The organism is Hungatella sp. SL.1.14 (genome assembly GCF_024460495.1).
Classification (GTDB): Bacteria; Bacillota; Clostridia; order Lachnospirales; family Lachnospiraceae; genus Hungatella; species Hungatella hathewayi.
The window spans coordinates 1-15,486 of the sequence record NZ_JANFYJ010000016.1 but is presented as its reverse complement, the minus strand read 5'-3'; the positions used below and the strand labels follow the sequence as shown (position 1 = coordinate 15,486).

Annotated in this window: 11 protein-coding genes and 3 tRNA genes; 2 read left to right on the top strand and 12 right to left on the bottom strand. The window is 49.9% G+C overall.

Annotation, left to right across the window (positions count from 1 at the left end; genetic code table 11):
* Positions 1 to 27: 27 nt before the first annotated feature.
* The 7 genes from NE473_RS17180 to NE473_RS17150 all read right to left on the bottom strand — a co-directional run bounded on the left by NE473_RS17180 (position 28) and on the right by NE473_RS17150 (position 7,714).
* Positions 28 to 1,080: a GNAT family N-acetyltransferase gene (locus NE473_RS17180; RefSeq protein WP_055651678.1), complete on the bottom strand. Its 1,053-nt coding sequence runs from the start codon at positions 1,078 to 1,080 to the stop codon at positions 28 to 30.
* The gene (locus tag NE473_RS17175; protein WP_055651677.1) at positions 1,077 to 2,003 is read right to left on the bottom strand and encodes a DUF2156 domain-containing protein; all 927 of its coding nucleotides are present in this window, start codon (positions 2,001 to 2,003) and stop codon (positions 1,077 to 1,079) included. The genes NE473_RS17180 and NE473_RS17175 overlap by 4 nt, the downstream gene beginning before the upstream one ends.
* A 47-nt stretch (positions 2,004 to 2,050) precedes the next feature.
* The gene (locus tag NE473_RS17170; protein ID WP_171038824.1) at positions 2,051 to 2,455 is read right to left on the bottom strand and encodes a TFIIB-type zinc ribbon-containing protein; all 405 of its coding nucleotides are present in this window, start codon (positions 2,453 to 2,455) and stop codon (positions 2,051 to 2,053) included.
* 201 nt (positions 2,456 to 2,656) lie between these two features.
* Complete coding sequence (locus NE473_RS17165; RefSeq protein ID WP_055651676.1) at positions 2,657 to 3,988, bottom strand: MATE family efflux transporter; 1,332 nt, start codon at positions 3,986 to 3,988, stop codon at positions 2,657 to 2,659.
* 23 nt (positions 3,989 to 4,011) lie between these two features.
* Entirely contained in the window at positions 4,012 to 5,754 is a 1,743-nt protein-coding gene (locus NE473_RS17160) for an extracellular solute-binding protein (RefSeq protein ID WP_055651675.1), read from the bottom strand.
* An 82-nt stretch (positions 5,755 to 5,836) separates the two neighbouring features.
* A complete protein-coding gene (locus NE473_RS17155; protein ID WP_006771665.1) occupies positions 5,837 to 6,742 on the bottom strand; it encodes a carbohydrate ABC transporter permease in 906 nt (301 codons plus the stop codon).
* Between the two features lie 15 nt (positions 6,743 to 6,757).
* Positions 6,758 to 7,714 (bottom strand): ABC transporter permease, encoded by a 957-nt coding sequence (locus tag NE473_RS17150; protein ID WP_055651674.1) that lies wholly within the window; start codon positions 7,712 to 7,714, stop codon positions 6,758 to 6,760.
* Positions 7,715 to 8,044: 330 nt separating this feature from the next.
* On the opposite strand from NE473_RS17150, the gene NE473_RS17145 reads away from it, so the two are divergent.
* Complete coding sequence (locus tag NE473_RS17145) at positions 8,045 to 9,805, top strand: hypothetical protein (RefSeq protein ID WP_055651673.1); 1,761 nt, start codon at positions 8,045 to 8,047, stop codon at positions 9,803 to 9,805.
* 4 nt (positions 9,806 to 9,809) lie between these two features.
* Complete coding sequence (locus NE473_RS17140) at positions 9,810 to 11,588, top strand: putative glycosyl hydrolase (protein WP_055651672.1); 1,779 nt, start codon at positions 9,810 to 9,812, stop codon at positions 11,586 to 11,588.
* Positions 11,589 to 11,670: 82 nt separating this feature from the next.
* Here the strand turns inward: NE473_RS17140 and NE473_RS17135 are convergent, their stop codons facing one another.
* From NE473_RS17135 to NE473_RS17115, 5 genes are all read right to left on the bottom strand, one after another.
* Positions 11,671 to 13,188 (bottom strand): response regulator transcription factor, encoded by a 1,518-nt coding sequence (locus NE473_RS17135; protein WP_055651671.1) that lies wholly within the window; start codon positions 13,186 to 13,188, stop codon positions 11,671 to 11,673.
* A complete protein-coding gene (locus NE473_RS17130) occupies positions 13,185 to 15,017 on the bottom strand; it encodes a sensor histidine kinase (RefSeq protein WP_055651670.1) in 1,833 nt (610 codons plus the stop codon). Before NE473_RS17130 ends, NE473_RS17135 begins: the two co-directional genes overlap by 4 nt.
* 109 nt (positions 15,018 to 15,126) lie before the next feature.
* Positions 15,127 to 15,197: transfer RNA gene (locus NE473_RS17125), tRNA-Cys, on the bottom strand.
* A 45-nt stretch (positions 15,198 to 15,242) separates the two neighbouring features.
* Positions 15,243 to 15,314: transfer RNA gene (locus NE473_RS17120), tRNA-Glu, on the bottom strand.
* Between the two features lie 47 nt (positions 15,315 to 15,361).
* Positions 15,362 to 15,434, bottom strand: a tRNA-Asn gene (locus NE473_RS17115).
* Between the last annotated feature and the right edge of the window lie 52 nt (positions 15,435 to 15,486).

The following is a 15,486-nucleotide window of genomic DNA, read 5'->3' as shown; positions in this document are numbered from 1 at the left end:
AACACGATCGGTTACAAGGAAAATCTTCTATACTACCTCATCGAAATACACACCGTTTAACGGCCTGATTCTTTCCGCCATACTCCTCCGGTTTTCCGGTATCTGGGGCATTTTGTATCCAAAGAGCCAGGCTGTCATCTCCGCAATGCCCAGCGAGAGATGGGGTTTTACAATAGCCCCTTCCGTTATACGCGTCACCTTCGATCCATTTTTATCCAGCCTCCAGCGGAAAATACCGTCATTCTGGCGGATCTGTCCATCCGAAACCTCGATCATAAGCTCCATCTCGCTGACCTCTGAGTCCTCCTTCAGCCGGATCACAGAGACAAACTGCTCCAGATTGACGATTCGCCCCATCATGAGAGGCTTTGGCGGGGCAATCTCCTTCACAAAATCCGGATGCACGAGAAGCTCCCTCTGCTCCGTCTCTTCCCCTCCGTAATATGCAGAAATACCGGTCAGGCGTTCCTTCTCATCCCTTGTCCTCAAGAGAACCAGGTCACCGTCCGCGCTTCTTACCTCCCTGCACAGAGACCGGTAATACTCCTCGTCACGCATGGTATAGACCTCGTAATGCTTCTCAAGGTACTTTCCGGCAAATCTGGCAGCCTCCTCGCATTCCTCCGTCCGCTGTTCCATCAGGGCGCGTCCGCTCAGCCGCATCATCCCTTTTTCGCTTATGGTAAGCTGCGGCTGATCAAATATATAGGTAAATTCAAAGGGCAGATAAATAGCCGGGTTCACCGGATGCAGAAAGCAAAATCCCATCTTCTCCATATACATATCGGCAAACATTCTGGACAGCAAACGGCTCATATACCCCTGATGCCGCCACGCCGCAGCGGTTGCCACACCGGCAACATAATCGATCTTCCAGATCCGGTCCTTAACCACCACGTCGAACGGATTCCGATGGAGCATGGCTACGATCTCATTCTCCTCCTCCGCCACGAGAATCCTGTTCCGGCGGCACTTCTCCGCATAGTAAAAATCCACGAACGACTGGGAATCTTCCGTGAAGATCTCTTCCCACAGCTTCCGGCTCCTGTTCTTCTCTTCCTGTCTTAAATAGTGTATCATCCTTTAAAGTCCTTCTGTTCTATGCTGTATTTTCTGGCAAAGTCAATCGGATTATAAGACATCTTCGCTCTGCGCAGGCCTTCCATTCCCACATCGTCCTCCCGGTTGACAAGAATCATCTCCTCTGGAAATGATCTGACCAGAAACTCTCTGTTAATAAACTGGTAAAGCCCATTGATCTCCGGATTGGCCTTCTCAATGTGAATTACCGCCATCTTTTCAAATTCATTGTAGCTGCCTATCGTAAATGCCTCCAGCTTGCCATCGATATAGACTCCTGCCATCCGGACGCACAGCTGGGAACAGTTCTTCAAAATATCGTGAATTCCATTCACCTCATAATCCAGCTGGGTACCGAACTCCGCGGCCTCCACCTTGTTTTCCCACCATCGGTCCAGGAATTCCCACACATCGTCGCGGTCGGAACAGCATAAGGTCCGATACTCATACCGTCCCTCATATTCCCTCAAAAATGCATTCAAATGATTCTTTTTCTTATGCAGCTTCTTACCGGACAGAGAACGCATGGCCCCGGCATCATACAGATAATCCTTTAAATCCTCCTGTTCCTTCACCTCAAACTTCTCAGGATCCAGCTTTAAATCATTCACGGCCTCTTCGTCCGCCAGATAAATCCGCAGCGGCTTCTTCAGCACCGTATTAAAATACTCCACCATCTCATAAAAATAGTGGGACAAGTCCTCTTCCTTACACATCGGCATGGCACTGAACGTAACGCCATCCTTTTCCATCAAAAACTGAACTGCTTTTCCATCGCTGACAGCACATTGGATATGGTAGAAATCCCTCCAGATAAAGCTGTCCAGAAACACACTGTCACACGTCTTATTGGGACGCAGCGCGAAAAACGGCGTCAGTCTCTCAATATCCTTTGCCACTACCGGCTTAAACTGTAGATCCATAATAATTCCCTTCTGTATTCATATTGTCTTTCGTCCTGTCTCCTGACTCAGCTCTTCTTAACAAAATCGGTATTGCACTTCGGACAGTGGATACTGATTTTCCCTTTTCCCCGTGGAATCCTGATCTTCTGTCCGCAGTTCGGACACTTATAGATATGGTATTCCTTCTTTTCCCGGATTCTAAACTTATATTTCCGAAACTTTTCCGTCACGGAATACCGGAGTCCTTCAAACACCTGCTCCTCCTTGTACCGTTTTCCAATATTTTTTGAAAACATCCGAAAATAGCAGAGAATCAGGCAGGCAAACGCCAGAATATCCACCCATGGTCTCCTGACAAAGATTCCAATCAGAAGAAAGAAAAGCGAAACACCGATCAGAAACTGACCCAGGCGGTCCGCCCCGTAGCGGCCCACCATAAATCCTGCGAACTTTTCCCTCCATTTATTCATCATAAAGTTAAACGCCTCTTTTCCTCATAATGACTTAACTATAATGAAGTCACTGCAAAAAGTCAATCTCGTCATCTGATGTTTCACAATCTTTTTAGATTTTTTTCGTTCCAATACGGAAACATCCAGGAAAAAGGCAGTGGAAAAATGAAGCTGAATTAACTCCATTTTTCCACTGCCCTATCTGTATACTTCTTTCCCTCAGGCGTGAGCCGCAAATCCCATCCGCTGCCATGCGCCGGTGTGCCAGCGCCACATAAGGACAAAGGCCCGGATGCACTCATCGGCCGCCATTGCAAGCCACACGCCGATCAGTCCCCAGCCAAATCCGAAGGCAAACAGGCAGCTTAAGCCAAAAGCCACGCTCCACTGGCAGGTGATCGCTAAAAAGGTGGGAAATCTTACATCTCCCGACACCTGAAGGCTGCGGATCATCACATTGTTGACCGCCCTTCCAAACTCCAGCACAATCTCTACCAGCATAATCTGCTTTCCCAGTGCCAGAATCTCCGGGTAATCCGTAAAGATCGAAAAGATCGGACCACTCAATGCATAAAGCAGCACTGACATGACAAACGAAGCTGCCGTGGCATAACCGAGGCAGCTTCTCACTCTCTGCCTTGCATAGTCGTAATCCTGCGCTCCCGCAGCGTGACCCACAATGACCTGGACCGCCTGGGAGATGGACACGGCGAAGAGACAGGAAATATTTGCCAGGATACCCACATAGATCTTGGTGTTGACCGCATACGTGCCAAGAGAGTTCACGATGATTAAAATTCCCATCTGGGAGAGGTTGTAGGAAAGCCCCTCGCCGCCGGTCGGAAGGCCGATGGAAAGCAGCTGCCTCAGCTCCTTAAGCCCCACAGTCTTTAGGATGGAAAGCCCCACCGGAGTATGAAGCCGTTTCACGAAAAAGAAGATGAGGAAGCCCAGCCCTGCCATACGGCTTGCCGTGCTGGATAAGGCCACACCGGCCACTCCCATGGAGGGAATGAGCAGCCAGTTGCCTAAAATGTTCAGCAGATTCATGACCACAGAGACTGCCATGGATTCCTTCATAAACGCATGGGCTTTCAAAATCGCGGAGAAGGTGACGAACAGTGCCTGCACAAAAAAGGATACTGCGATAATTCGGAAATACAGGATGCAGTCGGACAGCGCCTCCCCCGGCACCCGCATCGCTGTAAACAGCGGGCGGGCAGCCAGGATAAACAGCACGCTTAAGAGAAAGCTGGCGCTGCCGTTTAAAAACAGAGACAGGGAATAAAACTGCACCGCCTTTTTTTCCTTCCCGGCCCCCAGGTACTGGGAAATCAGAATGAGGGCCGCCGAGCTTACAATGTTGAACAGAAGCAGCACAAAGGTGATAATCTGGTTGGCATTTCCTATGGCCGTGACACCAACCTGTGAGAACTGGCTCATCATAAGCTGATCCACGCTTCCCACCATGATTTGCAGTACCATCTCCAGAAATACCGGCCACGTTAAATGAAACAGGGAGTAATGATACCTGGAAGTTTGATTTTTCATATGCCCGCCCCGGGATTCCCCGCCTATTGATTTTCTTCTATAACTGCTTTACGGGCCTGGTAAAAACCTTCCACGTTGGCCTTATCTACCGCGATCACGTCGTTGTAGCCCAGGCCGTCCAGTTTGGTCTTCATATCCTGCCATACAGCGTCAAATTCCTCTTTGTCCCTGGCAAATACCATCTTCCAGGAGGCTTCCTTCACAGCGGTGCCGCACTGGGAACGCTTAATATTGATATCCGAGGAGTCCACCGGACAGATATAGGGACTGCCTGGAATGATCTCCATTAAATCATTGTCCACAAGATACTGGGTTGGAAGCTCGGTTCCGAAGGTCTCGGTCCACTCGTCCATCACACGGTTTCTCTCATTTTTCACGGTAGAGGTCCACAGAGCCTTGTTAAAGATCTCTCCTGTTGCCGGGTCCTTATCCAGCCAGAACGGGATACACCAGTTAAACTGGCATTTTCCATCCTTGAAATTGCCGCCGCCATACTCCTCTGGCACAGGAGCGTTTATCGTCTCCGCTGTACGTCCGTACTCCGTACGTACCGGCTTTCCATCTACCTTTTCCCAGGCCAGGCCTTCCGGTCCGCCGTAGTTTATCATCATGCTCTCCGGCGAGGAGAACCAGTCCAGAAATTCAAAGACTCTCTCCGGATTTTTGCATTTGCTTCCCATACAGATAACCAGATCATCGGTGCCGTAAGGATTATAGCCTTCCACTACAAATCGCTGATCCTCGATGGGAAGATAGGCAAATCCCACGCCCTGTTCCACACGCTCCGGCGTGTTGTAGTTGTCGATGGTGAGCCACGGCCAGAAATGGCAGAGCACCTCTCCCTCTCCTACCTTGGCCTGCATGGCGTCAAAGGTCTGCGCGCTGGAGTCAGGATCTACAAGTCCCATCTGGTTGGCCTTGAAAAAGGTCTCTAACATCTTATAATAAATGCCGTTCTCATCATCCAGCTGTGTGTAATCGCTGGCATCCCCGTTGGTAAACAAAAATCCGGTGTTGCTCTCAGAGTAACCGTTAAACCAGGTACAGATGGAGGCACAGCGCATCCACTTGCTGTCCCAGTCCTTAAACAGGGAGAATCCATATACCTTTTTGCCGTTCTCAGCCGTGGGGTGGGCGTCCTGCATCTGTTTCAGCAGATCCAGAAGATCGTCCATATCTTTCAGCTGCGGCTTACCAAGCTCTTTATAGTAATCCCATCTGGAAAAGATCGCCATGGATGGATTCACCGCCGTCCAGGCCGGTTCCATGGGGGACAGCAGAGAAGAGCTGTTTGCAAACGCATAGATTCTGTCTGTTCCAAGAAGCTTTGAAAGATTTTCCGAGGATTTGCTGTAGTTTTTCAGGTTCTTGCTGTTCGCCACAAAATCAGTCATGTCGTAAAGCAGTCCTGCCTTGTAACAATCCTCCAGCTGATCCTTCCGGATAACGATCAGATCGCCTAAGTTGCCTGCTGCTGATCTTGTCTGGTACAGAGAATCTCCGCCCCCCGCCACGTTGGGCGCTATGATGTTGACCTCCACGTTGCAGGCGTCCTTGATCGCCTTTCCGAACCAGCCGGTCTGTACCCCCTGATAGTTGGCCGGTGCGCAGAACATGTCGATTGTCAGAAGCTCCTCTTCCTTCCCCGCTCCTCCATGGGACGGGTCTGAAGCACTCTCCGCCTTTTCACTGCTTCCGCAGCCTGCAAGAGATGCAGTTAACATCAGTGCTGCCATAAACGCTGCTGCCATTTTTCTTTTTTTCATAAGATACCTTCCTTTCTCCTAACCATTATCATATTTTATTTTGAAAGAGTAAAGCCTGTAAAAACTGTTTTCTAAATTGCTGCTATCCCTTTACGGATCCGATCATCACACCCTTTACGATATATTTCTGGAAAAACGGGTAGACGCAGAGGATCGGGATCACCACGATGACCGAGACGGTCATACGCACCGATGTTGCAGTCTGTGCAGTGGCAAGGGACTGCAACATCTGAGTGCTGGAGGTGTTTTTTATCAGGGCCGATAAGGAACTGGCCTGGTTAATATAGCGGTACAGGATAAACTGCAGGGTAAACAGCTTCTCGTTGGTCATGAGGAGCAGGGTATCCTGGAAGGAATTCCACTGTCCGACTGCAGCAAAGATGGTGATGGTGGCCAGGATCGGCTTTGTAATCGGAAGCATTACCTGCCAGAAAACCCGCAGAATTCCCGCTCCGTCAATCTCAGCCGCCTCCTGAAGCTCTTTTGGAATATTTTCTATGTAGGTCTTGACCAGTATGATGTTAAAGGGCTGTACAATGGTTGGAACCACATAGGCCAGAAAATTATTGGTAAGCCCCAGGTTATTCATGGTCAGAAACCACGGAATCAGACCGGCGTTAAAATACATGGTTACCATCACGAACCGGTACCAGAACTTGCGGGCCCACATCTTTTCCTGGGTGAACATAAACCCTAAGAATGCGGATCCCATGAGAGTACCCAGAGTTCCCAAAACGGTTCTCGCCAGTGTGACAAATGCAGCGTTTAAAAGGCCCGGAAGCTGAATGACGTCAATGTAGTTCTGAAAATGAATCTGCTTCGGTAAAAACAGGATATCTCCATTAGCACTTAAATTATTTGCACTGATCGTGTTAATAATCAGATAGTAAAACGGATAGATGCAGATCAGGGTAAATGCCCCGAAAAACACCATAAGCAGCAGATCAAATATACGGTCTCCCAAATTCTTTTTCTTTTTTTCTTTCATTCTCGGTTCATCTCCTTATATAATTGACTCCCCGCGCATTACCCTGGAAAGTCCGTTGATCGCTGCTAACAGAGTGACGCTGACCAGACTTTTCAGCATGCTGATTGCGGTGGCAAGTGAATAGCTTCCCGATCCCATTCCAAGGTTATAAACGTAGAGATCCAGCACCTGGATGTGTTCCATATTAAATGCATTGGAAAATACAAAGTACTGGTCGAGGCCATTGTTTAAGAAGTTTGCAGCGTTTAACATCAGCAGGACAAAAAAGGTGGGAATCAACTGCGGAATCGTAATATTCCATATAAGACGGAATCGTCCCGCTCCATCCACTCTGGCAGCCTCATAGAGATCATCGCTGATCCCGGCAATTGCCGCCAGATACATGATGGCTGACCAGCCGAGAGATTTCCAGGTACTCCACAGCCACATGGATAACCATGTATGGGAGTCCGACTGTAAAAACTGAATTGGCTGGCTCACGAGCCCCAGCTTCGTAAGAAGCGTATTCATCATGCCCGAACTGGAAAACAGGGCAAAGGCCATGGAATAGACCAGCACCCAGCTGACGAAATTGGGCAGGGTGGTCAGGGTCTGTACCGATTTCTTAAACCATTTACTGCGGATCTCCGTCAGGAAAATGGCAAAGGCCATCGGCAACCAGGATGTCAGGATTGTCAGTCCGCTCATGGCAAAGGTATTGCGAAGCACCCCTAAAAGCTGTCTGCGTTTAACGTCCGTCTCCACCAGTGAGGCAAACCATTTGAGTCCGACAAACTCCGAGTCCGACAGCTTGATGGGCGGCCGGTAATTAAAAAAAGAATAAACCCATCCGTACAGCGGATAGTAGGAAAAGATTGCGACCAGTACCAGGAATGGAAGGATTAAGAGAAAATACCGAATCCCGGTCTGCCGCCGTTTATTTACCGTGCGGCCATTTCCGGCGGGTGGTCGCTTCACAGCAGCCAGTGCCATAATAAAACCCCCTATTCTTTGCTCCCCGGCTGTGTACCGCAGCGGGGAATTTGTTTTATATGTTTTATTATAGCGTTTTGCCATAAATAGAAAACCGGGCAAACCGAAGATGATTCTTGTAAAAATTAGAATTATAAAATACAATGTATAAAATTCTCAACTCCAATCTCCAATTTTTATAAGTTTCATCTTAAAAACTCCATTTTTCCCAATTTTCATTCGTTAATTGCTACATTTTTTTCTTTACATTTTCCTCTCTCATGTGTTAAATTTCCAACTGAAAGAGTAAGGCGGCAACAAATCATTGAACAGTAAAAAGGAGAGACGACCATGTTTCAACAATTTAAAACGGCATCCTATGCCCACGCAGAGTATTTATGCAAAACAGATTTACCAATGCTGAAAGAAAAGATTGAGGAGTTCTTAACCTGGCTTCCCCTCGACAAGGTGTATTTGGAAACCCACAGGGGAATCTACGATGTCCCCCGGGAAAAGATGGAAGCCATCAAAGAGTTGTTTGCTTCCTATGGGATAAAGACCTCCGGCGGAATTACCTCCACGCTCTCCATCGAGGGGCATGAGAAACACACGATCTTCGACGTGCTCTGTTATACAGATTCTGTCTACAGGAAGCGCTATCTGGAGATTGTAAGAGATACGGCAAAGATGTTTGATGAGATCATCCTGGATGATTTCTTCTTCACCAGCTGCCGCTGCAGTGAGTGCATCGAAGCAAAAAAGGACCGGAGCTGGCCGGAGTACCGTCTGGATCTTATGGCCGGACTGGCAGAGGAGATCGTGGCGGCCGCCAGGGAAGAGAACCCGGACTGTTTCTTTATCATCAAGTATCCCAACTGGTACGAGTCCTACCAGGACTGCGGCTATAACCCACAGGTTCAAAGAGATATCTTCGACGGAATCTATACCGGCGTAGAGGCCAGAAATCCTCAGTACGACGCCCAGCACATCCAGCGCTATTTAAGCTACAGCCTGATCCGTTTTATGGAGCAGATCGCTCCCGGAAGAAACGGCGGCGGCTGGTTTGATGAAGGCGGAAGCAGCGACAACATGAACGCATTTGTAGAACAGGCCTCCCTGGCCCTCTTTGCGGGCGCCAGAGAGCTGACACTCTTCAATTTTGAATCCATGGCCTCCTCCCCTCTGACTGCGGTGCTGGGGCAGCAGCTGGAGCGTATGGATCAGGTTCTGGGACATTTGGGAACGCCGATGGGCGTCAGCGTCTATGAGCCATTTGACACGGAAGGCGAAGATCAGCTGATGAACTACTTAGGCATGTGTGGAGTTCCGCTGGAGCCAACCCCGGTATTCTGTGAGGAGGCGCCTTCCATGCTCCTTACTGCCAGCTCGGCCAAGGATCCGGATGTCGTGAAGAAATTAAAGGAATATGTGCGAAAAGGCGGCCATGCCGTCATAACCTCCGGTTTTCTAAGCAGCACCATGGATAGAGGAATCCGGGATATGACCACTGCAGTCCCCACCGGCAGACGGGCCTCCGGCAATGTGTACTTCGTAGACAATTATAACCGCAATCACCGTTTCTACTGCGAGGGAAGACGCCCTGTAGATCTTCAGGTGCTGGATTACAAGACCAACGCCACCTGGTGCCAGATCGGCCTGATTACGGATGAGTGCAATTTCCCGCTCATGCTGGAGGATTTCTACGGGGAAGGAAATTTATATACCCTCAATATACCGGATGATTTCAGCCAGCTCTACCGCCTTCCGAAGGATGTGCTGACCGATATCAGCCGAGTCATGACGAGAAATCTCCCTGTATTCTTAAGTGCAGATGCAAAGTACGGCCTGTTCGAGTACGACAACAGTACCTTTGCCGTCTACTCCTTCAGACCCGTGGACGAAAATCTGGAGATCATTCTCAGAGGAGATGAGTATAAAGGCATCGTAGATCTGGAGACCGGCCGGGAGTACTATCCGCTTTTAACGGGAGTGGAGCCGCAGAAGCGATTCGATGCCGCCAAGGCAAAATCAGAGGTAAGGGAGCAGATTCTGGAAGTTCCCTTCACCGCCGGTTTCTGTCGGTTTTACCGCCTGATCGGAAAGGAGGAATAGAAGAATGTACAGAAATTTTCACATTGCAACCTACCCGCATGCAGAGTATTTATATTATGCGGATTTAGATACTGTGGAGGAGGCTATCCGCTATTTTCAAAAGCGGCTGCCTCTGACCAAGGTGTATCTGGAGACTCACAGGGGCATGTACGACATTGAGGAGAGTAAAATGAGAGCGGTGAAGGAACTGTTTCACCGGTACGGAATCGAGACCGGGGGCGCCATCGCCCCCACCCTCTCCATCCCGGGCCATGAAAAGAACACGCTCTACGATGTGATCTGCTACCAGGATCCGGTGTACCGCGAAGCATTTCTCGATATTGTGCGTTACACCGCCAGCCTGTTCGACGAGATCATACTGGATGATTTCTTCTTTACCAGCTGTAAATGCCCCCTGTGCATTGACGCCAGGGGAGACCGAACCTGGGCTGAATACCGGACGGATCTGATGCTCCAGGTTTCCAGGGATATGAAAGCGGCCGCGGCCGATGTCAATCCCGGCTGCCGGCTCATCATCAAATATCCCAACTGGTATGAGAGCTACAGACAGTGCGGCTATGCGCCGGATCTGCAGAAAGACGTGTTCGACTTTGTCTACACCGGCACGGAGGCCCGCAATCCCAAATACGATCCTCAGCACGTACAGCGCTACTTAAGCTACAGCAGCTTCAGGCGGATTACCGGCATCGTCCCCGGCCGCAACCTGGGGGCCTGGATCGATGAGGGGGGCTCCAACAACCACATTAACACCTGGGTAGAACAGGCGGCGCTCTCACTCTTTGCCGGTGCAAAGGAACTGATCGCCTGCCGCGACTGGATGTCGTTCCGCTATCCGACTCTGACGGAATGCCCGCTGCAGCCGGTTTTGGGCCAGCAGCTAAAACGCATCGACAGCCTCTTAGACAAAACCGGAACCCCCATCGGCGTCTCGGTCTATGAACCTCTGGAAGGCAGCGGAGAAGGCCAGTTAATCAACTACTTAGGCATGCTCGGCATCCCGTTTGAGCCCTCCGCCGTATTCCGGGAAGACGCTCCTGTGATCTTTTTAACGGCCAGCGCCGCAGGAGACCCGCAGATTCTAACAAAGCTCAAAAGCTATGTCAGAAACGGCGGCCATGCCGTGGCAACTCCTGCCTTCGTGGAGGCCATGTCAGACCGGGGCATCGATGAGATTACAAATGCCCAGATCACAAACCGTCGGGCCAGCGCAGAACTTTTTATCGCAGACGGCTATCACCGCAACCAGCGTATCTACTGCGAGAGCAGAGAACCTGTCACATTTCCGGTCTACACCTGCAGCGGCGGAGCCTGGCAGGCGGTGTCCATGGTCACGGAGGAAGCCGGCTTCTCCATACTCACAGAGGAATTCTATGGAGACGGAAGCTTCCTGATACTCAATATTCCCGACGATTACAGCCAGCTCTACCGGCTGCCTGAAGCGGTAGTGGCTGAGATCGCAGCCGTTCTCACCAGAGGGTTATTCGTCTCCCTGAGCGCAGCCCCCAAATACAGTCTCTTCGTGTATGACAACCAGACCTTCGGCCTGCTTTCCTACCGCCCCCATGCCGGGGAAGTGGATATCTCAATACGCCTTGAAGATGCGTCGGGAATCCGGGATCTGGAAACAGGGGAGGTATTTGCACCGCTTACCGTGGATATGCATCCAGAAAAACGGTTTGACAGCGCCAAAATTCCGGAGGCGCTGACGGAGCAGCACTATAAGGTATCTATAGAAAATGGAGAATTCCGATTCTTTGAAGTCTTGAGAAAGGAACACGCATAGAAACGTCACGCATTTCCTGTTAATCCAGAAAGCCGGCCAGGCATTGAGAGCAGTCCTCCCAATGTCCGGCCGGCTTTACGTTTCACTGTCTTCCGCCTCCCTGTTCTTCCGCCCTGGCTTTCCTGTAAGCCTGCGGGCTTACTCCCACATACTTTTTAAATTTATTAGAAAAATATTCATTGCTCTGAAACCCGCATTCACTGGCTACGGAATAGATCCTGGCATCCGTCTCCAAAAGCTTCTTTGCCTTTTCGATACGCACCCGGTCGAGATAGGAGTGAAAGGACTCCCCGGTCTCCTGCTTGAACAGCTTTCCCAGATAACTGCCATTGTAGCCGAACACTTCCGCCAGAGTCTCAATCTTTAAAGGCTGCCGATAATTTTTCCCGATATAGCCGCACAGCTTTTCGATGATGTTATCGCTTCTCACCTCATGCACCATCCGGATGATGCCTGTGATATGTTCTGTCAGGAAGTTCACAATCTCCCGGAGCGTCCTGCACTTGCAGATGGCATAGATAACGAGATTGGCTCCCGTGACACGGTTTGCCGCCTCAGGATAATGCTCCTTTATCAGCATATCAATCTGCATATAGGAATTGATAAAGAGACGGATTACTGTGTCATAATTAAGCCTCTGTCTCTGGATACTGAGTTCTAAGTGCTTTAAGAACTCTGCCGCCTTGGCCGTCTGATCAGAAGAAATAAAATTATAAAGCTTATCGGCAATGACCAGGGGATCACCAAAGCCTTCCCCCGCTTTGGCCGACGGCTCCGGAATCAGACGGCACTGGATGGAGAGACCGTCCGTGCTGAAGAGGAACCGGTGTTCATAGCCTTCTCTGGCCTGGGCGGTAAGCTGGGGAATCTCAGCAGCATCAAATCCCATTCTGCTGTAGGATAAAAAAATGCCGGAATCCGAAAGCAGGGGATGGGCGGCCTGGCTGACCGCCTCTCTTCCAAGCAGCAGATAGTACTCACAGCCTCCCTCAGAGACAGAAACACTGTTTAGGGTCTGCAGCCATTTACACAGCATATCTCCCGGACCATCCGGTTTTCTGTCCTTGATAACCACCAGGAGCACCTGATAGGCATCGGCTGTTAAATCCATGGAACAGGCCAGCAGTTCCTCCCTCTTATGCTCCGCTCCGCCGTTTAAGATGTCTAAAAGCAGTTCCCGGCGCACCTGCTCCGGTGATTTTAATGCCTGATCGGATTCCCGCTTTTCCTTCTCCAGAGTTTCCTTCGCCTGTTTCACGGCATGAAGAAGTTCCTCCTCATCAATCGGCTTTAACAAATAAGAGCAGACGCCAAGACGTATAGCCGTTTTCGCATAATCAAAATCGGCATAGCCGCTCAATATAATGATCTGTCCGCCAAATCCCTCTTCCCTGGCGGTCTTTAACACCTCCAGACCGTCAAGCTTTGGCAGCCTGATGTCCAACAGAACCAGATCCGGATTCAGGCTACGGATCAGGCTCACCCCTTCCTCCCCGTTTTTTGCCTCACCGCAGACGGTAAAACCGTACTCGGCCCAGGGAAAAATCGTCTTCAGCCCTTCCCTTACAATCTGTTCATCATCTATGATCAAAAGGTTCATTGCCTTTCATCCTCCTTTTCCTTCTCCATCTCCAGGGGGCCGTCTGTCCGGGGAAGCGGCAGACGCAGCGTGACAGCCGTCCCTTCCATCGGTCTGCTCTCAATATCCACCCCATATTCTCTGCCATAGAACAGGCGGATGCGGGAGCTGACATTTCTAAGACCGATATGACGTTCAGTTGGTACCGGATCCTCTGTATATTCCGGCTCCGGAGCTTCCACCGACTCTCTCAGAGCCTGCAGCGCCCCCTCATCCATGCCAACCCCGTTATCATGGATAACGATTGACAAATAGTCTTTTACCGGTTCAATATGTATCAGCAGAAACCCTGGTCCGTCCATGGGACTGATGCCATGAGAGATGGCGTTCTCCACCAAAGGCTGGATCAAAAGCGGCATCAGATAATAAGTATCCTGTGTGATCTCATCGCTTACCAGGATCTCGTAGCTGATTTTCTCCCGGTACCGGAAATGCTGAATCGCCAGATAACTTCTCGTATAAGCCAGTTCCTGAGCAAGGCTCACCAGCTGATCCTTAGTCTGCAGGCTGTAACGCATCATTTTCCCCAGCTGCGTGATAATATAAGCGGTGTCCGGGTCCTTATGGGTACTGGCATTCATGCGTATGGTCTCCAGCGTGTTAAACAGAAAGTGAGGATTAATCTGATTGGCCAGCATCTGAAATTCTATCATTCTCTGCTGGTTCATCAGCCTCTGACGGTCCAGCCGGTTCTCATACAACTGCCGGTTTAAATTCTGAATATTATTGATTGTCTGCTGCATGTCCCGGAACAGAAGCCCCAGTTCATCGGTACCGTCAAACAGAGGAATGATGTCTAAATTGCCCTCCGAGATCTTATGCATCTCCCCGCGGATCACGGCAATACGGCGGCCAAAAGAGCCGGTAAATAAAAAGATCAGAACAAACGGAATAAGGATACAAAACAAAATAATGGCCATCATAAGCACCATAGTCCGGTTAACCGCCCCAAGGGCACGGGAATCCACGGTGAGTACCTGGATAATCTGGTGGGAACGAACCGGCTGCAATGCAGAGCATCCGACCAGAAGTCCATTGTCCCGAAGTGTCCGCACCCGGGTCTCCGACAGCGCTGTCTGTGAAACCGGAAGCGGCTTCCCAAAGTAGGACGCGTTTCCCGCATAAAAAACCTCCCCCTCGTCCAGGCTGAGCAAGGTGTCTGTCTGTTCATCATTAATCATCAGTTTTAAAAAATTGCTGCTGATCCCAATGGAGATCACTGCAAAATCCCGGTTATAAAGCGGAACCTTCCGCACCAGAAAGAGATTGTCCTGTGAGTTTTCCTGCTTCTCACAGATCCAGATCGGCTCACCGGAGCTCTCTTTTGCGAGCCGGTACCACTCCGACGCCTGCACCTCTTCACCGGCATATTGAAAACGGCCGCTGCTCACCATGGTCGGATTGTTAAAATAGATACGGATAGAAGATAACTCCGTATAATTTTCCGCGAAGGAATCCAGAAGAGGATAAGCCCGGTATGCCTCGTAAACCTGTCCGTCACTTTCATAGCTGGTACTCAAAAGCGTATTCAGGGCCGAATCGTATCCCAGAACATTGGAGATATTGGACACCAGATAGGTAACCTCAAATACAATATTATGAACCCGCTTATTCTCCGACTCCAGCTGCCCGCGGTACTGTCCGTAAAGCATACGGTGGGTATTATAGAGCATCAGGCTGCCGATCACCCCCATCGGCACCAGGCCCGCCGCACAGTAGATTAACAGTAGCTTTTTTCGTATCCCGGTGTTCATCACAGCCCGCCGGATTCTGTCAATTAACGCCCCCATTTACACAGCCCCCTTTTTCATCATTATGCCAGAATTTATCTGCTTTGTAAACAATGTAAAAAGCCCCAGGACTCTTGATTTCTCAAGGTTCCTGAGGCTCTTCTAAGAGAGGCGACAACCAGATTTGAACTGGTGATCAGGGTGTTGCAGACCCACGCCTTACCACTTGGCTATGTCGCCGTAAATATTGTAAAAAGTTGAAGTTCTAATGAATTTCAACTTTAGTGACCCCAACGAGATTCGAACTCGTGTTACCGCCGTGAAAGGGCGATGTCTTAACCGCTTGACCATGGGGCCTAAGCTTTGCATTTCGTTCTCCTCATTTATCGTTTGAGTATCACGAACTCCCCGAGTAGGACTTGAACCTACGACAGCGCGGTTAACAGCCGCGTGCTCTACCGACTGAGCTATCGAGGATTATTATACCATGAAGATAATCCTTTTGGCAAGGCATATACCCTCAAAACCA